This is a genomic window from Pantoea sp. YU22 (assembly GCF_003970755.1).
In the GTDB taxonomy this organism is placed as follows: Bacteria; Pseudomonadota; Gammaproteobacteria; order Enterobacterales; family Enterobacteriaceae; genus Pantoea; species Pantoea piersonii.
This window is the reverse complement of sequence record NZ_RYDU01000008.1, coordinates 69,951-90,867: the sequence shown is the minus strand read 5'-3', so window position 1 is coordinate 90,867 and position 20,917 is coordinate 69,951. Positions and strand designations below refer to the sequence as shown.

Below are 20,917 nucleotides of genomic sequence, written 5' to 3'. Positions count from 1 at the left end.
TTAAACAAACCGTGATCGCTGTTCAGGTTTTATCCACCGCTGCAAACTAGGCTTTTGAACAATATTAAATGATAAATACATTTGCTCATTGAGTGTGTTTTTAATCAGAGGCCGCTTCATGCACACAGACTCTCTTAACGCGTTATTACACGTTTCCGGTGTCAGCAAAGGCTTTTCCGGCGTGGCGGTACTTAAAAATATCGACTTTACCCTGCACGGCGGAGAGATCCACGCGCTGCTGGGAGGCAATGGCGCGGGAAAATCCACTTTGATGAAAATCATCGCCGGGGTCGAGGTGGCGGACAGCGGAACGCTGTGGCTGAACGGTAAAGTGCACACCGGTATGACGCCCGCCAGGGCCCATCAGGCAGGGATCTATCTGGTGCCGCAGGAGCCGATGCTCTTCCCCAGCCTGACGGTAAAGGAGAACATCTTGTTCCGTTTGCCCGCCCATCAGGCCAGTGCTGACAAGCTGAAACAGCGTCTTGACCAGTTGGGCTGCACTTTACCCCTCGGCGCGCTGGCGGGGACGCTGGAAGTCGCTGACCAGCAGCTGGTAGAGATTCTGCGCGGGCTGATGCGCGACGCGCGGCTGCTGATCCTTGATGAACCTACGGCGTCGCTGACTCCTGCTGAATCCGCGCGGCTGTTTACTCAGGTTAAAAAGCTGGCTGCGCAGGGCGTCGGCGTGGTGTTTATCTCCCACAAGCTGCCTGAAATTCGCCAGATTGCCGACCGCGTCAGCGTGATGCGTGACGGCAAGATTGCCCTCAGCGGCGCACTGAGCGAGCTTGATAACGACCAGCTGATTCAGGCCATTACCCCGCAGGCGGCCGAAACGGCGCTGCCCGCCGAACAGAAGCTATGGCTGGATCTGTCCGGTTCGCGCCGTAATGGCGCAGCCGGTACGCCAGTGCTACAGGTGGAAAATCTCACCGGCGAAGGCTTTATCGATATTTCCCTGACGGTGAATGCCGGAGAAATCGTCGGGCTGGCCGGCGTGGTGGGGGCCGGGCGCACCGAGTTGGCGGAAACGCTGTATGGCCTGCGCGCCGCCCGGGCCGGGCAGGTGTGGCTGGCGGGGCGCGATATCACTTCGCTCAATACCCTGGCCCGACTGGAACAGGGACTGGTCTACCTGCCCGAAGATCGCCAGGCCTCCGGCTTATATCTTGACGCGTCGCTGTCATGGAACACCACTTCGCTGACCTTTAACCGCACCGGCTGGTGGCTTAACCCCAAACGTGAGGCCGCCGTGCTCGAGCGCTACCACCGCGCGCTTGGCATCAAATATTCTCACGGCGACCAGCACGCCCGCACGCTGTCCGGCGGTAATCAACAAAAACTGCTGATTGCCAAGTGTCTTGAAGCTGACCCCGCGCTGCTGATTGTCGATGAGCCAACCCGTGGCGTGGACGTTTCCGCCCGCGCCGACATCTACCAGCTGCTGCAAAGCGTGGTGAAACAAAATGTCGCTGTGCTGCTGATTTCTTCCGACCTGGACGAGATAGAAGAGCTGGCGGACCGGGTCTTTGTCATGCATCAGGGGGAGATGAGCGGCGAGCTGCGCGGTGGCGATATTAACGTTAACGGCATCATGCATATCGCCTTCGGCAATGCGCACCAACCCGCCCCTGTCAACGCTTTAGAGGGAGAAGCCTGATGCTGAGACTGATTCAGAATAACCGTGAGCTGACCGCGCTACTGGCGATTATCGCGTTGTTCGGCCTGCTCGGCGCGATGGACAGCCACTCCTTTAGCTTCCAGACGCTGGGGATGATTTTCGGCAGTGCGCAGATCCTGATGCTGCTGGCGATGGGTGCCACGTTAGTGATGCTGACCCGCAATATTGACGTGTCGGTGGGGTCGATAACCGGGCTGTGCGCCGTGTCGCTGGGCATCTTGCTCAATAGCGGTCTTGCTTTGCCGCTGGCCTGCCTGGCGACGCTGGCGGTAGGGATCGCGGCGGGCTTATTCAACGGCGTGCTGGTAACGTGGCTGCGTATTCCGGCGATTGTCGCCACCCTCGGCACTCTGGGTTTATACCGCGGATTGATGCTGCTGCTGACCGGCGGCAAGTGGATTGAGGGGCTACCTGCTGACTTAAAAGCTCTTTCTACGCCGCTGGTGCTGGGCATTTCTCCTCTCGGGCTGCTGGTGATTGTTCTGTTGTTAGTGATGTTCTGGGTGCTGTCGCGCACGCCTTTTGGCCGCAGCTTTTACGCCGTCGGAGACAATCTACAGGGCGCGCGCCAGCTCGGCGTGCCGGTGAACCGCATACGTATTCTGGCTTTTGGCATTAATGGCTCGATGGCGGCGCTGGCCGGGATTGTCTTCGCGTCGCAGATTGGATTTGTCCCGAACCAAACCGGCAGCGGGCTGGAAATGAAAGCCATTGCTGCCTGCGTGCTGGGGGGAATCAGCCTGCTTGGCGGCACCGGCAGCCTTGTTGGCGCGGTGCTGGGGGCCTATTTCCTGACGCAAATCGACAGCGTGTTAGTGCTGCTACGCCTGCCCGCGTGGTGGAACGACTTCATCGCGGGCGTCGTGTTGCTGGCGGTACTGGTGTTTGACGGGCGTTTGCGGCAGGCACTCGACAAAAATCTGCGCCGCCAGAAGTACGCCCGTTTCCAGCCGAAAGCGGCGGGGGTGGCAAGAGCCAAAACCAAATCGTCGGAGACGCGCACTTCCCGACGTATGAACACCAATAAAAGCGGGGTGCTGTGATGAACAATCTGAAGCGTTACGGCTGGGAGGGGGCATTGCTGGCCCTGCTGGTGGTGGAGATTTTACTGTTCGGCCTTACCAACCCGCGCATGCTGGACGTTAACACGCTGCTGTACAGCACCAGCGATTTTATCACCATAGGTATCGTGGCGCTGCCGCTGACAATGGTGATTGTTAGCGGCGGCATCGATATTTCATTCGGTTCAACCATCGGCCTGTGCGCCATTGCGCTCGGCGTGCTGTGCCAGGCGGGCGTGCCTCTGCCGCTGGCGATTGGCCTGACGCTGGCGCTTGGCACTGCCTGTGGCCTGCTCAATGCCACGCTGATCCTCTATACCGGCGTGAATCCGCTGGTGATCACCCTTGGCACGTTATACCTGTTTGGCGGCAGCGCGCTGCTCCTCTCCGGGCTGGCAGGCGCGACAGGCTTTGAAGGCATCGGCGGCTTCCCGGCGGCCTTTACTGACTTCGCTAACCAGGTGCTGCTGGGCCTGCCAATGCCGCTGCTGATTTTTCTTTTAGCGACGCTGTTCTTCTGGGGCTTGATGCACCGCACGCGCACCGGCCGCAATGTGTTCCTGATTGGGCAAAATGCCCGCGTGGCGCGCTATGGCGCACTGCCAGTCAGCCGCACCTTATTCGTGCTTTATGGCATGACCGGGCTGGCCTCGGCAGCGGCGGCAATAGTCATGACATCCTACTTCGGCTCGGCGCGCTCGGATCTTGGCGTCTCCTTACTCATGCCTGCCATCACCGCGGTAGTGCTTGGCGGCGCGAATATTTATGGCGGTTCTGGCTCGGTGCTCGGCACGGCGCTGGCGACCTTGCTGATTGGCTATTTGCAACAAGGGCTGCAGATGATCGGCATTTCCAGTCAGGTTTCCAGCGCATTCTCCGGCGCGCTGCTGATTCTGGTAGTGATTGGCCGTTCAGCCAGCCTCAACCGTGGCCTGCTTCGCAGTGTTTTCCAGCGCTATTACCGCCGCTGGTCTGCGCCTTCTGCTTCTCTGACCTCGAAATAATGTGGAGTGAATGATGAAAATAACCGCGTGGAAAACCCTGTTCGCTGTCAGTGCATTAGCTTTGGTTTGTGCCAGTGTACAGGCGGCCGATCGCATAGCCTTTATCCCGAAACTGGTGGGGGTCGGTTACTTCACCAGCGGCGGCAATGGGGCAATGGCGGCGGGAAAAGAGTTGGGTGTCGATGTGACCTACGACGGCCCGACGGAGCCAAGCGTGTCGGGGCAGGTGCAAATGATCAACAACTTCGTTAATCAGGGTTATGGCGCCATTGTCGTGGCGGCAGTCTCCCCAGACGGCCTGTGCCCGGCCTTGAAACGCGCCATGCAGCGTGGGGTGAAAGTCCTGACCTGGGACTCGGACACCAGGCCCGACTGCCGCTCGATTTACATCAATCAGGGCACGCCGCAGCAGCTGGGTTCCATGCTGGTGGATATGACTGCCAGCCAGGTCACTAAAGAGAAAGCCAAAGTGGCGTTTTTTTACTCCAGCCCCACGGTAACTGACCAGAACCAGTGGGTGAAAGAGGCAAAAGCCAGCATCGCCAAAGCGCATCCAGGCTGGGAAATCGTCACCACGCAGTATGGCTATAACGACGCCACCAGGTCGCTGCAAACCGCCGAGGGCATTATGAAGTCGTGGAATGACCTCGATGCCATCATCGCGCCAGACGCTAATGCTTTGCCAGCGGCGGCGCAGGCGGCGGAAAACCTCGGGCGCAAGGATATCGCCATCGTCGGCTTTAGCACACCAAACGTCATGCGACCCTATGTCGAGCGCGGGACAGTGAAGCAGTTCGGCCTGTGGGACGTGGTCGCGCAGGGCAAGATTTCAGTTTATGTCGCCGAACAGCTGCTGAAAAAGGGCGAGCTAAACGTGGGCGACAAGCTGGATGTGCCGAAAATCGGCCAGGTTGGCGTCTCACCAAACAGCGTGCAGGGCTACCAGTATGAAGCCAGGGGTAACGGCATTGTTCTGCTGCCGGAGCGCGTGGTGTTCACCAAAGACAATATCGGTAAATACGATTTTTGACATTAACGTCAATGTAAGGGGAGCTTGAGATGGCTGATCTAGACGACATCAAAGACGGGAAGAATTTTGGTATTGGTACGCCGCAAAGCAGCCGCGCGTTCTTTCTCAAGGGAAGTGGGGCGCTGGACTGGGGGATGCAGTCACGGCTGGCACGCATTTTCAATCCGGCCTCCGGGCGCACCGTCATGCTGGCGTTCGACCACGGCTATTTTCAGGGGCCAACCACCGGCCTGGAGCGGATCGATCTCAATATCGCGCCGCTGTTTGAATACACTGACGTGTTGATGTGTACGCGCGGTATTCTGCGCAGCGTGGTGCCCGCCGCCGTCAATAAACCTGTGGTGCTACGGGCCTCAGGAGGTAACTCGATTCTGACCGAGCTGTCGAATGAAACGGTTGCTGTAGCGATTGAAGACGCGCTGCGCCTGAATGTGTCAGCCATGGCCGCGCAGGTGTATATCGGCAGCGAGCACGAGCATCAGTCGATCAAAAACATTATTCAACTGGTGGATCAAGGCACCCGCTACGGCATGCCAACCATGGCGGTGACCGGCGTGGGGAAAGATATGGTGCGCGATCAGCGTTACTTCTCATTGGCAACCCGCATTGCCGCCGAGATGGGGGCGCACATCATCAAAACGTACTATGTGGACAGCGGCTTCGAGCGCGTCGCCGCAGGCTGCCCGGTGCCGATTGTTATCGCTGGTGGCAAGAAACTGCCCGAACGCGAGGCGCTGGAGATGTGCTTTCAGGCAATCGATCAGGGGGCGTCGGGCGTGGATATGGGGCGCAACATCTTCCAGTCCGAATCGCCGATTGCCATGCTGAAAGCGGTACAGGCCGTGGTGCACGACAACGCCAGCGTAGATCATGCCTACCAGCTGTTTCTCGACCACACATGCTGAGCCAGAGGAGGCGTTATGGAAGTCACTCTCGTAGAAATTAATGTCAAAGCCGATAAGGTCGATGAGTTTCTGAACGTGTTTCGCGAAAACCATTTAGGTGCAATTAAAGAACCAGGCAATCTGCGATTTGATGTGCTGCAAGACAAACAGGAGCCTACCAGGTTTTACATCTATGAGGCTTATGCCGATAGTGACGCCGTCGCCGCGCACAAGAAAACGCCACATTATCTAAAGTGCGTCGAGGCGCTGGAGGAAATCATGACTGGCCCCAGGAAAAAAACCAGTTTTAAAGGGATCTATCCCTAAAGACAGCTTTTACTTCCTCTGTTAACAGAATGTATGCCCGTAAGCATGAGAGTATTCACACCCAGCCAACATCAAAAAACCAAAAGCCCGCTCAGGTTTCCCTGAGCGGGCTTTTTAAATCTGGCTCCTCTGACTGGACTCGAACCAGTGACATACGGATTAACAGTCCGCCGTTCTACCGACTGAACTACAGAGGAATCGTTGGAACGGGGCGAATATTAGCGACGCCGTTGTGGCTTGTCAAAGCACGATTTCATTTTTCCCGACTGAACGCTCGCAAAAGCAGCGGTTTGCCGCTTTTTCAACAAATTCGGCGAGATTTCAAACTGCCAACAGGATCTCACTTTAAACGCATTTCCCTGCAGATGTTAGATACGTGTCAAAGTTTTGTTATTTGTCGATGTTAAAACAACTGTTTCAGTGCTTTTATGATAAAAATTTCAAAAGCAATATTAATGGAATAAATAAACTGCTTATTATCACCGCCGGAATGAATCAGCAAAACTGGAACGTGATTTTAAAATTAATTCCTGCGGAAACAAGCAATTGTAAAAAGGAGGAGTGAGTCACAAAAAAGCGCGATCGTCCAGGCCCCACCTCTGTAAACAGATTTGAAACCGCCAGCAACGTTGAGTGAATGTAAAAGATATTTTTCATTCGCGGTATCAGCGGCGTCGGCAAGTTAACGACAATAAGGGTTACTCATGAACATCAAAAAAACACTCGCTGTCACACTGTTAGCCTGCATGTTGCCCGCCGCCGCGATGGCGAAAGATCTTTCGGTCGGCGTATCGATGGCGTTGTTCGACGACAACTTCCTCACCATTCTGCGTACCGCGATGCAAAAAGAGATGCAAAAAGAGGGCGTTCAGGGGCAGATGGAAGACGCCAAAGGCGATGTCTCCCAGCAGCTGCAGCAGGTGCAGAACTTTATCGGCCAGGGCGTTGACGCCATCATCGTCAACCCGGTGGATACCAACGCGGTGAAGCCGATCATGGATCAGGCCACCAAAGCGGGCATCCCGCTGATCTTTGTTAACCGTCGCCCGCAGGCGGAGCTTAGCGACAAGATGGCTTATGTCGGATCGGACTCCGAACTGGCGGGTCGTCTGCAGATGGAAGCGCTGGCGAAAGCGTTAAACGGCAAAGGCAACGTCGCCATTCTGATGGGCGATCTCGCTAACGAAGCCACGCGCGACCGCACCAAAGGCGTCGAGGCGGTTGTCGCCAAATACCCTGGCATCAAAGTCGTGCAGAAGCAGACTGCCAAATTTATGCGTAACGATGCGGTAGACGTGGTGAGCAACTGGCTGACCGCAGGCGACGATATCCAGGCGATCGCCTCTAACAATGATGAGATGGCTATCGGCGCGCTGCAGGCGCTGGGCAAAAATCCCAACCATATCCTGATCGCTGGCGTGGACGGCACCCCGGACGCGCTGCAGATGCTGAAAAACGGCAAGATGGTCGCCACGGTGTTCCAGGACGCTAAAGGGCAGGGCGAGGGCGCAGTTCAGACGGCCGTTAAGCTGGCGAAGGGCGAAAAGGTACAAAAGATTATCGATATTCCTTACCAGCTGATCACGAAAGACAATATGCAGCAGTTCGTTAACCGTAATCAGAAATAACCGATCCCGACTCAGCCGTACGGAGGTGATGTATGACCGCTTTTGCGCTTGAAGCCGAAGGCATCAGCAAGTTCTTTCCCGGTGTAAAGGCACTCGACAACGTTTCGCTGCGCGTGCGTCCGGGATCGGTGCATGCCTTGATGGGCGAAAATGGCGCGGGCAAATCCACTTTAATGAAGTGCCTGATCGGGATGTACCGTCCCGATCGGGGCACCATCCGCATTAAAGGGGAGCCGGTGCAGTTTCAGGACACCATGGACGCCTTGCGTTCAGGCATTTCCATGATCCACCAGGAACTTAATCTGGTGCCCTACATGACCGTCGCAGAGAATATATGGCTGGGACGCGAGCCGATGAAATATGGCTTTGTTGATCACGGCAAGCTCAACCAGCAGACGCAGACGCTGCTCAACCAGCTTAATATCCGTCTCAAGGCCGATCGTCTGGTGGGCGAGTTGAGCATCGCCGCGCAGCAAATGGTGGAGATCGCCAAAGCGGTCTCCTGGAACGCCGATATCGTGATTATGGATGAGCCGACCTCCGCCCTGACTGAAAGCGAAGTGGCGCATCTGTTCACCATCATTCGCGACCTGCGCGCGCAGGGCAAAGCCATCATCTATATCAGCCATAAAATGGATGAGATCTTCGCTATCACCGATGAGATCAGCATCTTCCGCGACGGCAGCTGGGTCGGCAGCAATCACACCGCGCAATTTACTCGTCAGTCGCTGATCACCCAGATGGTCGGGCGCGAACTGACTCAACTCTTTCCAAAATTCAACAATTCGATTGGCGAAGAGGTGCTGACGGTGCGCAACCTCAGCAGCAAAGATCGCTTTCATGACGTCAGTTTCAGCCTGCGGCGCGGTGAAATCCTTGGCGTCGCCGGTCTGGTGGGCGCAGGGCGCAGCGAGGTAATGGAAAGCCTGTTCGGCATGGAGAGCATCGACAGCGGTGAAGTGCTGATTGACGGCGTGCCGGTCAATATCGATTCGCCTTCAACGGCGATAGAGAAGGGCATGGCGTTTTTAACCGAAGACCGCAAGAAATCGGGGCTGTTTCTTGTGCTGTCGGTGATGGAGAACATGAGCATCGTCAATATGCCGGAGTACAGCGGCAAGAGCGGCTTCGTCAGTCATATCAAGATGGCGCAGGATTGTATGGAGCAGATCCGCCGGCTGAATATCAAGACGCCGACCATGGATCAGATCATCAACAACCTGAGCGGCGGCAACCAGCAGAAGGTGCTGATCGCCCGCTGGCTGCTGGCGCAGCCTAAAATCCTGATCCTCGACGAGCCGACGCGCGGCATCGACGTCGGCGCCAAAGCGGAAATCTACCGTTTGATCTCTGAACTGGCCAACCGCGGCGTGGCAATCATCATGGTGTCGTCGGAACTGCCGGAAATTCTCGGCATGAGCGACCGCGTGATGGTTATGCATCAGGGGCGTATTACCGGCATCCTCGATAAAGAAGAGGCCGACCAGGAAACCATTTTGTCGCTGGCATCCGAGTGAGGCGCGAGACAACTATGAGCAATATCAAAGTGACTGCCACTCCGGCAGCTGAACAGACATCGTTTTTCGGCAATCTGCGGCATAAACTGCCCAAAGATACCGGCATCTTTATCGTTATGGTCGGTATCGCGCTGATTTTCGAAATAGCCGGCTGGTATGTGCGAGACCAGTCATTTCTGATGAACACCAACCGCCTGATCCTGATTGTATTGCAGGTGGCGATCATCGGCATTATCGCCGTCGGGGTCACTCAGGTCATCATTACTACCGGTATCGATCTCTCATCGGGTTCGGTGATTGCGCTGACCGCCGTGGTGGCGGCCAGCCTGGCACAAACCTCTGACAGCCTGTCACCGATGTTTCCATCGCTGGTGGATATGCCTGCCGTGGTGCCTATCGGCGCGGGCATCGGCGTGGGGCTGCTGTGCGGTATGGTCAATGGCATATTGATCACCCGTACCGGCATTCCGCCCTTTATCGCTACGCTGGGCATGATGGTCTCGGCGCGTGGTCTGGCGCAGTATTACACCCAGGGTAATCCAATCAGCTTTCTCTCCGACGGCTTTACCTCCATCGGCCAGGGCGCGATGCCGGTTATTATCTTTCTTGTGGTGGCGCTGCTCTTTCATATCGCCCTGAAGCACACCCGCTACGGCAAATACGTTTACGCTATCGGCGGCAATATGACCTCGGCCAAGGTCTCCGGCATTAACGTTAATAAATATCTGATTATCGTCTATACCATCGCCGGTGCGCTCTCCGGCCTGGCGGGCGTGGTGCTGGCGGCGCGCGTCAGCAGCGGTCAGTCAAGCATGGGGATGTCTTACGAGCTGGACGCGATCGCCGCAGCGGTTATCGGCGGCAGCAGCCTGATGGGCGGCGTCGGGCGCATTACGGGCACGCTGATTGGCGCAGTGATCCTGGGCCTGATCAAGAGCGGGTTTACCTTTGTCGGCGTCGATGCTTACGTTCAGGACATTATTAAAGGCATTATTATTGTGGCCGCCGTCTCGATTGATATGCATCGCAACCGCAAAAAACGCTGATTTTCCTGCGCTCAGGCCTGCCCGCTTGTGAAAGCGGGCAGGCTTTTTTTTAACTGGCTCCCTTTCTGCTGCACACCTCTGTTTTTCTTATCTCATCCGTTCATTTCTGCCATCCGCTATATGCACGTCTGGCTCGCACAGGCTGCACCAGTGAAGTGCATCCGCCGGGTTGTCCGTTACTGCCGCGCCATTCCTGCAGCTTATTACCTCTTTATGCGTAATCAGAAAGGTTTATTTTTCGCGCTGTTAGGATTTTTCTGCATCAGGCAGGGCGCGCCGGCAGAAAAACTGGCCTGTTAATTGCAATTTGTCTGTTACCAGGCCAGCAGGCCGCATGAACAGATGTTATTGGCATTCGGGGAATGTGACGGAGGCAAGATGAACTTAAGACGACTGAAATACTTTGTGAAAATCGTCGATATTGGCAGTTTGACGCAGGCGGCTGAAGTGCTGCATATCGCGCAACCTGCGCTCAGTCAACAGGTTGCCACGCTGGAGAATGAACTGGATCAGCAGCTGTTAATTCGTACCAAGCGCGGCGTAACGCCGACCGAAGCCGGTAAAATTCTCTATGCGCATGCGCGAACGATTTTACGGCAGTGCGAGCAGGCGCAGACGGCGGTAATCAACGCCGGACAGGTGCTCAGCGGACAGGTCTCTATCGGCATGGCGCCGGGCACGGCGGCATCATCGCTGACCATGCCGCTGCTGCAAACGGTTCGGGAGCAGCATCCGGAAATTCTGGTTTATCTGCACGAGAACAGCGGCAGTTCGCTGAATGAAAAGGTAATGAACGGCCAGCTTGATATGGCGGTGCTCTACGACCGTTCGCCGACGGCGGGCATTACCAGTATGCCGCTGATAAAAGAAGAGCTTTACCTGGTCGGCGCGACCGACTGCCCCGGCGGATCGGTCGATCTCGCCCAGGTGGCGCAGATGAGCCTGTTTTTGCCGCGCGACTATAGTGCGGTGCGCAAGCGCGTTGACGAAGCCTTTTCGCTGCGTCGTCTGAGCGCGCGCATTATCGGCGAGATCGAATCGCTGTCGATGCTGACCGCCGCCGTCGCCAGCGGGATGGGCGTGACGGTGCTACCGGAATCTGCCGCGCGGGCGCTGGTCAGCTCAACCCAGGCCTGGATGGCGCGCATCAACAGCCCGGCGCTGCATCTGCCGCTGTCGCTGAACGTCTCGGCGCGTCTGCCGCTTTCGCCGTCCGCGCAGGCGGTGAAGGATATTTTGCTGTCGCTGCTTAACAAACCTATGGCAGAGGAGCGAGCGCTGCTGCTGGTCAGCTAGCCTCGCTCTGGCGGCCCCACGGGGCCGCTTTTCCTGTTGTGCAGATGCCTGTCCAGCTCCGCCACCCGCTTTTGGTTTCCCACACCCCACCACGAATCCCGAATCTTTTCCCATAAGCTCATTGCTACAAGCGCGAATCCTGGATTCAGACGACGCAGGTTTATCCTTAAAAGCGTCAGACAACGCAGCCATTTTTAAAAAAATGAGCAATCACAGGCGAGGGTGTGCCAGAGGCATCCGACACGCTGAGGCGCGCACGGCGGCCAGGACGAGCCGACAGGACGTCGGCGAGAGCGCGGCATGAGCCAGGACGGCGAATCCGCGCGGTCCGTAAGGCTGACGTAAGCAACGAAGGGACCGCGCGGAGCGCGGCGTGGAGGCTGCCGGAAGCCGGGATTGTTAAGGGGCTGGCGAGCCCCTTAACACGCACGCCGGCAGCGCAGCTGCTGAAACTCCTCAGCGCCTGGCGGGCGGAACCCGCTCAGAGCCAGCCGTTCGCACAGCGAACGGCAGACAAGCCACTGGTGGGCGAACCCGCTCAGAGCCATTCGCGCAGCGAACGCCTGCCCGCCTGCGCAGCAGGCACCCAGGGACTCTGGCGGGGCGCCCACCCGCTACCATATATTCCCCCTGCGCATAAGCACAAAGTTTTTATTATTTGTTGATATCAATAAACCTTCTTACCATCGGAGATAACAATTTCGTAAAGGGAGGTAAATACCGTGAATTTCCAGCAACTTAAAATTATCCGCGAGGCGGCACGCTGCGAGTTCAATCTGACGGAAGTCGCAAACACGCTATTTACCTCACAGTCAGGCGTCAGCCGTCATATCCGCGATCTGGAGGATGAGCTTGGCGTAGAGATCTTTATCCGCCGCGGCAAGCGCCTGCTGGGCATGACCGAGCCGGGCAAAGCGCTGCTGACCATCGCCGAACGCATCCTCGACGAAGCGGGAAAAGTGCGCCGTCTGGCGGACGTCTTCACCAACGAAACCAGCGGCATTCTGACCATCGCCACGACGCATACCCAGGCGCGCTACAGCCTGCCGCGCGTCATCAAGGCGTTTCGCCAGCTCTATCCCAACGTGCGGCTGGAGCTTAATCAGGGATCGCCGCAAGAGATTGTCGCCATGCTGCTGGCCGGTGAGGCGGACGTCGGCATCGCCAGCGAACTGCTGGTGAATAACCCCAGCCTGGCGGCGTTCCCCTGGTTCAGCTGGCACCATGCGCTGCTGGTGCCCAGCGATCATGAACTGGTGCAGCAGCAACCGGTCTCGCTCAGCACCCTGAGCCGTTATCCGCTTATTACCTATCGTCAGGGCATCACCGGGCGCTCGCGCGTCGACCGCGCGTTCCAGAGCGCGGGCCTGAAGCCCGATATCGTGTTGAGCGCGCAGGATTCTGACGTGGTAAAAACCTATGTCGAACTGGGATTAGGCGTCGGCATCCTTGCCGATCAGGCGTGTGAAACCCAGCGTGAAGAGGCGCTGGTGCGCATCGACGCGCACCATCTGTTTGATGCCAATACCGTCTGGCTTGGCCTGAAGCGCGGACAGCTGCAGCGCAACTATGTCTGGCAGTTTATGGAACTATGCAACGCCAATCTGTCGCTGGAAGAGATTAAACGTCAGGCGCTCTCCTCTCAGCGCGAAGAAGAGCCGGTTATCGACTTCCAGATCTAATCCGGCAGCGACTCGACGATGGCCAGCTGAAGGCCATCCCAGCCTTTACTGCCGACGGTTTGCAGCGCGGTGGCCGTCAGATGTGGGCTGTTGCCGACGTCGGACAGATACTGCCGCAGCCCCTGCACGTTTTCGTCTGTTGATTGCGAATCGACAATACGCCCGCCGCGCACCACGTTATCGCCGATAATCACGCTGCCGACGCGCGCCAGCTTCAGCGCCCAGCGCAGGTAGTGCGGATTATTGCGTTTATCGGCGTCAATAAAGATCATATCGAACGGCCCCTGCAGCGTCGGCAGGCTCTCCAGCGCCGCCCCCACCCGCACGTCGATTTTGTCTGCCATGCCCGCTTCGGCGAAATTTTCGCGCGCCACCTGCGCATGCTGCGGCGAAAACTCCAGCGTCACGATGCGGCCGCTCTCCGGCAGGGCGCGCGCCAGCCACAGCGTGCTGTAACCGCCCAGCGTGCCGATCTCCAGAATGCGCGAGGCGTTCATCATGCGCGCCAGCAGGTAGAGCAGCTTGCCCTGGTTGGCCGCCACGTCAATCGGCGGCAGGCCAGCGGCGGCATTGCGCGCCAGCACCGCCTCCAGCGCCGCATCCGGTTTCACCAGCGTCTGGGTGAAATAGTCATCGACTGCTCGCCACATATGATCGCTCATACTTATCTCCTTGTTTAAAAACTGAGCATAGCAGCCGCGCGGCATAAAATTTTTTTTAACTCCGCAAAACTCGCTGTTTCGGGTTTCTGCCTGGTGAGAAAAACATCCTGCGCTGAGACGACGCGATAGAGTGGAAGAAAACCGATGAAAAAGGGGAGTGAGATGTCGCGTCTTCAACTAAAAGATTCCGATCTGCTGCGCCAGCAGGCGCTGTTCGGCGGCCGCTGGCAGGATGCTCACAGCGGCGAGACCTTGCCGGTTGTCGATCCCGCCAGCCGTGAAACGCTGGCGACCATTCCGGCGCTGGGGCGCGCTGAGACGGAAGCGGCTATCGCCTGCGCCGAATCGGTGCGCATCGCCTGGGGCAAAACGCCCAACGCCAGCCGCGCCGCGCTGCTGGAGAAGTGGCATCAGCTTATTCTCGATAACGCCGACGACCTGGCGGCGATCATGACCGCCGAACAGGGCAAACCGCTCGCCGAAGCGAAGGGCGAAGTGCTGTACGGCGCGAGCTTTGTCAAATGGTTCGCCGAAGAGGCGCGCCGTATCTATGGCGATACCATTCCTGCGCCGAGCGAAGATCGCCGCATTCTGGTGCTGAAACAGCCTGTCGGCGTCGCGGCGGCCATCACGCCGTGGAATTTCCCCATCGCCATGATCACGCGAAAAGTCGCGCCTGCGCTGGCGGCAGGCTGCCCGATTATCGTCAAGCCGTCGGAGCTGACGCCGCTTTCGGCGCTGGCCCTGGCGGTGCTGGCAGAGCGCGCGGGCTTTCCCGCTGGCGTGCTGCAGGTTGTGACCGGTCTGCCCACCGAGATTGGCGCAGCGCTGACCGGCAGCCGTCTGGTGCGGAAAATCTCCTTCACCGGCTCGACGCGCGTCGGCCAGCTGCTGATGCAGCAGAGCGCCGACAGCGTAAAACGCCTCAGCCTGGAGCTGGGCGGCAACGCGCCTTTTATTGTCTTCGACGACGCCGATGTCGATATCGCGGTAGCGGGCGTAATGGTCAGCAAGTTTCGCAACGCCGGGCAGACCTGCGTCTGCGCCAACCGCATTCTGGTGCAGCGCGCTATTTATGAACGCTTCGCGGCGAAGCTGCTCGACGCGGTCGCCACCCTGAAGGTGGGCGACGGCTTTGCGCCAGGCAGCACTATCGGCCCGCTGATCAACGAACGCGCGGTCGAGAAAGTTAACGGCCACATCGCAGATGCGCTTGGCCTGGGCGCGGAGCTGCTGACCGGCGGCGCCAGCCACGGCAACGGCACTTACGTGCAGCCCACGGTGCTCGGCAAGGTTACGGCACAGATGCGTATCGCCCATGAAGAGACGTTCGGTCCGGTCGCGCCGCTGTTTATCTTTGACGAAGAGGAGGAGGCGGTCGCGATGGCCAACGATACGCCCTATGGTCTGGGCGCCTATTTCTTTACCGAAAATATTCGTCGCGCATGGCGCGTCGCCGAAGCGCTGGAATTTGGCATGGTCGGCTTTAATACCGGCGCGATCTCATTAGAAGTCGCGCCATTCGGCGGCGTAAAATTATCGGGAATTGGCCGGGAAGGATCGCGCTATGGCATTGAAGAATATCTGGAACAGAAAGCCTTCCATATTGGCAGCCTGAATTAATCCTGCGGATTTTTTTAATATCCTGTAAAGAGCGTTTGTCGCATAAGCGGCAAACGCTCTTTATTTTGTGCGCTGCGTCAGGTTTTTCTCGCTGTTCGCCATTTTAGTGCAAGTTTCATGCGCAATGCACCACGGTAACGCATGAATTTTGTGAGCCAAATCATCTGTTTATTCCTTCGGCAATTACGCAAAATTTCCTCTTTCAATACGGCAGAAAATTTTTTTGCGCTGTTTTAAACGCATTTTTATTTTTCAACTGGCTGGCATACTTTCTGCATTACCTTTTTGCACAAGCTTATTAACGCTGAATATAAGTCCTGCTTTAGCGCTAATTCCCTGATGGTTGACGGGTGTAACAAATAAGGATTTATCCATGTTAAGTTTCGACCCTGAAAAAGTTTCGCTTCCTGTCGGCCATTATATTGACGGCCATCACGTTCAAACCCAGGGGGCGGCATTTGCCGTCAGACGTCCGTCCGACGGCAGAGTCTACGCCACGCTGCATGAGGCGGACGCCGCCGATGTCGACCGCGCGGTGCAGCTCGCGCACCAGGCGCTGAAAATCAGCGGCTGGTCTGGCTGCGCGCCGCGCGAACGCGGCCGGGTACTGCGTCGCTGGGCCGATCTTATTGAGCAGGACAGCCTGCTGGCGCAGCTGGAGGCGCTCGGCTCCACCCGTCCTATCGGCGATGTCATCCAGCATGAAATTCCGTTCACCGCCGAAGCGATTCGCTTCTACGCCGAGTGCGCGGATAAGTACAGCGGCGATCTCTTTCCGACGCGCGACAGCAGCCTGGGTATGCTGATCGCTGAGCCTTACGGCGTGGTTGGCGCCATTACGCCGTGGAATTTCCCGCTGTCGATGGCGTCGTGGAAGTGCGGCCCGGCGCTGGCGGCGGGCAACGCGGTAGTGCTCAAACCCTCCGAGCTTACGCCCTTTTCAACGGTGCGCATGGCTGAACTGGCGGTGCAGGCCGGCCTGCCGGCTGGCGTGCTCAATATCGTGCAGGGCAGCGGCGCGGTGACCGGCCACGCACTGGTGACGCATCCGCTGGTGCGCAAAGTCTCGTTTACCGGCTCGACCCTGACCGGCGCGCGCATTATGAGCGACGTGGCGCAGCACGGCATGAAGCCGGTCACGCTGGAGCTGGGCGGCAAAAGCCCGCAGCTGGTGTTTGACGACGCGGGCGACATCGAGGTGGTGGCGCAGCGCATTCTGCGCGGTTTTACCGCCAACGGCGGCCAGGCCTGCGTGGCGGGCACCCGTCTGATTGTGCAGCGCGCCATCGCTGCGCCGCTGCTGGATCGCCTGAGCGCGCTGTGCCGCGGCGTGCGACCAGGCGTGACCTGGAGCGGCGACAGCCGCTACGCGCCGTTGATCGATGAACGGCAGGGCAAAAAAGTTGCCTCCGTGATCGCCGCCGCGAAGGCGCAGGGCGCGGAAGTGCTGGTCGGCGGCGATCGTTTCGCCGACACCGGTGAGGGCTGGTTCTGGCAGCCCACCTTGCTGTGCGGCGTCACCCAGGATAACCCGGCGGTGCAGCAGGAGATTTTCGGCCCGGTGCTGACGGTGCAGACCTTCGACGATGAAGAAGAGGGGCTGCGGCTGGCGGCGCATGAGATTTATGGCCTGTGCGCGGGCGTGCATACCCTGAGCCTGCCGCGCGCGCTGCGCGCCATTCGCGCCATTGAGGCGGGCACCGTGTGGGTCAACCGTTACGGCCGCTCCGGCGACTTCATCATTCCCACCGGCGGCTTTCTTGGCTCCGGCGTCGGCAAAGATTTGGGGCGGCAGGCGTTTCAGGCCTGCCAGCGTCAGAAAAGCGTACTGATCGATTTTTAACTTTTCCTGATTAAAACGAGGTCGCGTCATGGCACTGTTTAAACCGAAATTTATCACCTTTGACTGTTACGGCACGCTGATTAACTTCGATATGGCGGGCGCGGCGGCGCGCTGTTTTAAGGCGCGCGTGGCGGCTGACGAGATGCAGGCCTTCACAACCGATTTCTCCCGTTATCGTCTGGATGAAGTGCTGGGCGCCTGGAAGCCTTACTACGACGTGGTGAGCAACGCGCTGCAGCGCACCTGCAAAAAATGGGGCGTGGCGTGGGATAAGGCCGACAGCGACTTTATCTACACCGACTGCGCCAGCTGGGGACCGCACCCCGACGTGCCTGCCGGGCTGGCGAAACTGGCGACCGAGTTCCCGCTGGTGCTGCTCAGCAACTCGATGAAGGATCTGCTGCCGCACCATATTCCGCGTCTGGGCGCGCCGATCCATATGGCGATCACCGCGGAAGAGGTGGGCGCCTATAAGCCGCAGATGAAGGGCTTTGAATATATGCTGCAGAAGCTCGACTGCCGCCCGGACGAGATCCTGCACGTCTCCTCCAGCTTTCGCTACGACCTGATGACGGCGCACGATCTCGGCATCACCCATAAAGCCTGGGTTAATCGCGGTCACGAACCGGCTAATCCCTACTACGGCTACACCGAAATCCATGACATCGGCGCATTGCCTGCCGTCGTTGGACTCTGAGGAGTGCGCTATGAAACTCGAATCGTTCTGGCAGGCCACGGCGCCGCCGTTTCACGGCGCGGCGCAAGGTTCGCTGCCGTCGCATGCTGACGTGGTGGTGATCGGCGGCGGCTTTACCGGCGTCTCGGCGGCGCTGAGCCTGGCGCGCAGCGGTCTGGACGTGGTGCTGCTGGAGGGCGGCGAGGTGATGAGCCAGGCCTCGGCACGCAACGGCGGGCACTGCAATACCGGCGTGGCGCAGAACTTCGCCTCGCTGGTGGCGAGCCAGGGCATCGAGAAAGCCAGCCGCTTCTACCGCGCCTACGACGATGCGGTCAGCTATGTCGAACAGCTGGTGCGCGATGAGCGGATCGACTGCGATTTTCGCCTGTGCGGCAAGCTCAAGCTCGCCAGTAAGGCGTCGCATTTCGCTGGCCTTCGCGAAGCCTGGGAGCTGATGCGCCGCACCGTGGACCCGGAAATTGAGCTGATCGGCAAAGAGGCGATCCGCCGTGAAGTCGACAGCGACGCCTTTCACGGCGGGCTGCTGCAACAGCGCGGTGGCCAGATGCATATGGGTAAATTCGGCGTCGGTCTGGCGGAAGCGGCGGCGCGCAGCGGCGCGAAAATCTTTCCGCACCACGCCGTAACCGGCTTAACCCGCCTTGACGGCTATCGCCACCGCGTACAGACCGCCAAAGGGGAGATCCTCGCCGACAAGGTGCTGATGGCGACCGGCTGCTCTAACGTTGGGCCTTTTCGCTGGTTTCAACGTCGTATCGTGCCGGTAGGCAGCTTTATCGTGGTGACGGAGCCGCTGGGCGATGCGTTAATCCGCCGCGTGCTGCCAAACGATCGCACCTATGTCACCTCGCTCAACCTCGGCAACTACTTTCGCACCACCGCCGATCGTCGGCTGGTATTTGGCGGCCGCGCGCGTTTCGCGGTCAGCAATCCCACCTCCGATTCGCGCAGCGGCGACATCCTGCAGGCCTCCATGGCCCGGCTCTTTCCGCCGCTGGCGCAGGCGCGCATCGACTACTGCTGGGGTGGCATGGTGGATATGTCCGCCGACCGGCTGCCGCATGCGGGCGAACATGACGGTGTTTTCTACTCCATGGGCTACAGCGGCCACGGCACCCAGATGTCGGTGTGGATGGGCGCGGTGATGGCGGACCTGATCGCCGAAAAAAGCAATCGCAATCCCTGGCAGCGCGACGCCTGGCCCGCGCTGCCCGGTTATCACGGCAAGCCGTGGTTTTTGCCGCTGGCCGGACTCTATTACAAAGCCAAAGATCGTTTCTCTTGATGCTTCATTCCAGGGGTTGAACCTTAAACGCTATTGAGGGTACGCAGATGAGTAAAAATGATAATAACGCGCTGACGCGCATGCTGACCGAAGGCACGCTGTCACGCCGCGGCCTGATGAAAATGCTCTCCGCCGGCGCGGTGATGAGCAGCGGCATTATCGGCTTCCCACAGCTGGGCTTCGCCGCCGAAACGCCGGTGAAAGGCGGCAAAATACGCGCCGCGATGTCAAACGCCTCCGCGACCGATACCCTTGACCCGGCCAAAGCCAACAACAGCGGCGACTATACCCGGCAGTGCATGTTCTACAACGGCCTGACCGAGCTGGATAAAAATCTCAAAGCCCTGCCGGCGCTGGCGACATCGCTCGACTCCAGCGACGGCATCACCTGGCAGATTAAACTGCGCAGCGGCGTGACCTTTCACGACGGCAAGCCGCTGACCGCTAAAGATGTGATCTACTCGCTGAGCCGCCATAAAGATGCCGCGGTTGCCTCTAACGCTTTTAAAATCGCCGAGCAGTTCCAGAGCCTGAATGCGGTAAACGACAACGAAGTGCAGCTGGTGCTGAGCCAGGCGAACTTCGATCTGCCCTATATCCTCGCCGCGCCGCCGTTTTTGATCGTGCAGGACGGCACCAAAGACTTTACCAAAGGCATCGGCACCGGGCCTTACGTCTGCAAGGAGTTTACGCCGGGCGTGCGCTCGGTCGGCCGCAAAAATCCCAACTATTTTAAGCCGGGTTTGCCGCACCTCGACGAGGTGGAACTGCTGGGCGTCACCGACCAGGCGGCGCGCGTCAACGCCCTGATGTCGGGCGATCTGCATATCGTCTCAACCCTGGGCGCCAACGACTGCAAGCGCATTAAGGTGACCAGCGACTTCGCCGTACTGGAGAGCAAATCAGGGATGTACACCAACCTGATTGTGCGCACCGATATCAAACCGGGCAGCAACGAAGACTTTGTGCTGGCGATGAAATATCTGCAGCCGCGCGAGATGCTGGTCAAAACCGTGCTGCAGGGCTACGGCGACGTCAGCAACGATACGCCGGTGCCGCCCTGGCATCCGCTCTATAACGCCGAGCTGAAGCCGCGTCCGCTCGACGTGGAGAAGGCGAAATTCCATATCGAAAAGGCGGGGATGAAGGGCGCGACGGTAGAGATCGTCACCACGCCGAATATCGAAGGGGCGGTCGAAGGCGGCCAGCTGATCCAGCAGGTGTCGCGTAACGCCGGCATCAACGTGAAGGTGCGCCGCGTGCCCTATGACGGCTACTGGTCGACGCACTGGACCAAAGATCCCGTGGGCTACGGCTCTATCAACCCGCGGCCGACGCTCGATATGCTCTTCTCGCAGTTCTACCTGTCCGGCGCACCCAACAATGAGTCGGGCTGGAAGAACCCGCAGTTCGACCAGCTGGTGACGGCGGCGCGCGGCGAGCGCGACCAGGGGAAACGCAAGCAGATGTACGGCGATATGCAGAAGCTGATCTACGACCACTGCGGCACCATTATTCCGACCTTTATCAGCACCATCGACGGCTACAGCAAAAAGGTGAAGGGCGTCGAAGCCTGGCCCTCCGGCATGATGATGGGCTACCGCTTTCACGAATTCGCCTGGCTGTCCGCTTAACCCTCTCTACG

17 protein-coding genes and 1 tRNA gene are annotated in these 20,917 nt (G+C 58.5%); 16 read left to right on the top strand and 2 right to left on the bottom strand.

Annotated features, from left to right (window positions below; genetic code table 11):
- Positions 1-118 precede the first annotated feature (118 nt).
- From lsrA to lsrG, 6 genes are read left to right on the top strand one after another with little or no spacing between them, the layout of a single operon-like run.
- Positions 119-1,663 carry an autoinducer 2 ABC transporter ATP-binding protein LsrA gene (gene lsrA, locus EKL29_RS13220; RefSeq protein ID WP_126689917.1) on the top strand — a complete coding sequence of 515 codons (1,545 nt, stop codon included), beginning with the start codon at positions 119-121 and terminating at the stop codon, positions 1,661-1,663.
- Entirely contained in the window at positions 1,663-2,727 is a 1,065-nt protein-coding gene (gene lsrC / locus EKL29_RS13215) for an autoinducer 2 ABC transporter permease LsrC (RefSeq protein WP_120453416.1), read from the top strand. Before lsrA ends, lsrC begins: the two co-directional genes overlap by 1 nt.
- A complete protein-coding gene (gene lsrD, locus EKL29_RS13210; protein ID WP_126689916.1) occupies positions 2,727-3,749 on the top strand; it encodes an autoinducer 2 ABC transporter permease LsrD in 1,023 nt (340 codons plus the stop codon). The genes lsrC and lsrD overlap by 1 nt, the downstream gene beginning before the upstream one ends.
- A 13-nt stretch (positions 3,750-3,762) precedes the next feature.
- A complete protein-coding gene (gene lsrB / locus EKL29_RS13205) occupies positions 3,763-4,779 on the top strand; it encodes an autoinducer 2 ABC transporter substrate-binding protein LsrB (protein ID WP_126689977.1) in 1,017 nt (338 codons plus the stop codon).
- Between the two features lie 29 nt (positions 4,780-4,808).
- The gene (gene lsrF, locus EKL29_RS13200; protein ID WP_126689915.1) at positions 4,809-5,684 is read left to right on the top strand and encodes a 3-hydroxy-5-phosphonooxypentane-2,4-dione thiolase; all 876 of its coding nucleotides are present in this window, start codon (positions 4,809-4,811) and stop codon (positions 5,682-5,684) included.
- Positions 5,685-5,699: 15 nt separating this feature from the next.
- The gene (gene lsrG, locus EKL29_RS13195) at positions 5,700-5,990 is read left to right on the top strand and encodes a (4S)-4-hydroxy-5-phosphonooxypentane-2,3-dione isomerase (RefSeq protein WP_126689914.1); all 291 of its coding nucleotides are present in this window, start codon (positions 5,700-5,702) and stop codon (positions 5,988-5,990) included.
- Between the two features lie 121 nt (positions 5,991-6,111).
- On the opposite strand, the gene EKL29_RS13190 is transcribed toward lsrG, so the two are convergent.
- Positions 6,112-6,187: transfer RNA gene (locus EKL29_RS13190), tRNA-Asn, on the bottom strand.
- 507 nt (positions 6,188-6,694) lie between these two features.
- Here EKL29_RS13190 and EKL29_RS13185 point away from each other — a divergent pair.
- The 5 genes from EKL29_RS13185 to cbl all read left to right on the top strand — a co-directional run bounded on the left by EKL29_RS13185 (position 6,695) and on the right by cbl (position 13,159).
- Positions 6,695-7,618 (top strand): sugar ABC transporter substrate-binding protein, encoded by a 924-nt coding sequence (locus tag EKL29_RS13185; protein ID WP_120453426.1) that lies wholly within the window; start codon positions 6,695-6,697, stop codon positions 7,616-7,618.
- Between the two features lie 32 nt (positions 7,619-7,650).
- Complete coding sequence (locus EKL29_RS13180) at positions 7,651-9,135, top strand: sugar ABC transporter ATP-binding protein (protein ID WP_120453428.1); 1,485 nt, start codon at positions 7,651-7,653, stop codon at positions 9,133-9,135.
- 23 nt (positions 9,136-9,158) lie between these two features.
- Positions 9,159-10,181 carry an ABC transporter permease gene (locus EKL29_RS13175; RefSeq protein ID WP_311779025.1) on the top strand — a complete coding sequence of 341 codons (1,023 nt, stop codon included), beginning with the start codon at positions 9,159-9,161 and terminating at the stop codon, positions 10,179-10,181.
- A gap of 378 nt (positions 10,182-10,559) precedes the next feature.
- A complete protein-coding gene (nac, locus tag EKL29_RS13170) occupies positions 10,560-11,477 on the top strand; it encodes a nitrogen assimilation transcriptional regulator NAC (RefSeq protein WP_126689912.1) in 918 nt (305 codons plus the stop codon).
- Positions 11,478-12,199: 722 nt separating this feature from the next.
- Positions 12,200-13,159, top strand: coding sequence for an HTH-type transcriptional regulator Cbl (gene cbl, locus EKL29_RS13165; protein WP_126689911.1), 960 nt, complete (start codon positions 12,200-12,202; stop codon positions 13,157-13,159).
- On the opposite strand, the gene EKL29_RS13160 is transcribed toward cbl, so the two are convergent.
- Positions 13,156-13,821, bottom strand: a complete 666-nt coding sequence (locus EKL29_RS13160) for an O-methyltransferase (RefSeq protein ID WP_120453438.1) — start codon at positions 13,819-13,821, stop codon at positions 13,156-13,158. The genes cbl and EKL29_RS13160 overlap by 4 nt on opposite strands.
- A 162-nt stretch (positions 13,822-13,983) precedes the next feature.
- Between EKL29_RS13160 and EKL29_RS13155 the strand changes: the two genes are divergently transcribed.
- The 5 genes from EKL29_RS13155 (at position 13,984) to EKL29_RS13135 (ending at position 20,906) form a co-directional block, all read left to right on the top strand.
- Positions 13,984-15,444 carry an NAD-dependent succinate-semialdehyde dehydrogenase gene (locus tag EKL29_RS13155; protein ID WP_126689910.1) on the top strand — a complete coding sequence of 487 codons (1,461 nt, stop codon included), beginning with the start codon at positions 13,984-13,986 and terminating at the stop codon, positions 15,442-15,444.
- A gap of 373 nt (positions 15,445-15,817) precedes the next feature.
- Positions 15,818-17,287, top strand: a complete 1,470-nt coding sequence (locus EKL29_RS13150) for an aldehyde dehydrogenase (RefSeq protein WP_126689909.1) — start codon at positions 15,818-15,820, stop codon at positions 17,285-17,287.
- 28 nt (positions 17,288-17,315) lie between these two features.
- The gene (locus EKL29_RS13145) at positions 17,316-17,984 is read left to right on the top strand and encodes a haloacid dehalogenase type II (RefSeq protein ID WP_126689908.1); all 669 of its coding nucleotides are present in this window, start codon (positions 17,316-17,318) and stop codon (positions 17,982-17,984) included.
- A 10-nt stretch (positions 17,985-17,994) separates the two neighbouring features.
- Complete coding sequence (locus tag EKL29_RS13140) at positions 17,995-19,272, top strand: FAD-binding oxidoreductase (RefSeq protein WP_126689907.1); 1,278 nt, start codon at positions 17,995-17,997, stop codon at positions 19,270-19,272.
- Positions 19,273-19,319: 47 nt separating this feature from the next.
- Complete coding sequence (locus tag EKL29_RS13135) at positions 19,320-20,906, top strand: ABC transporter substrate-binding protein (RefSeq protein ID WP_126689906.1); 1,587 nt, start codon at positions 19,320-19,322, stop codon at positions 20,904-20,906.
- Positions 20,907-20,917 lie beyond the last annotated feature (11 nt).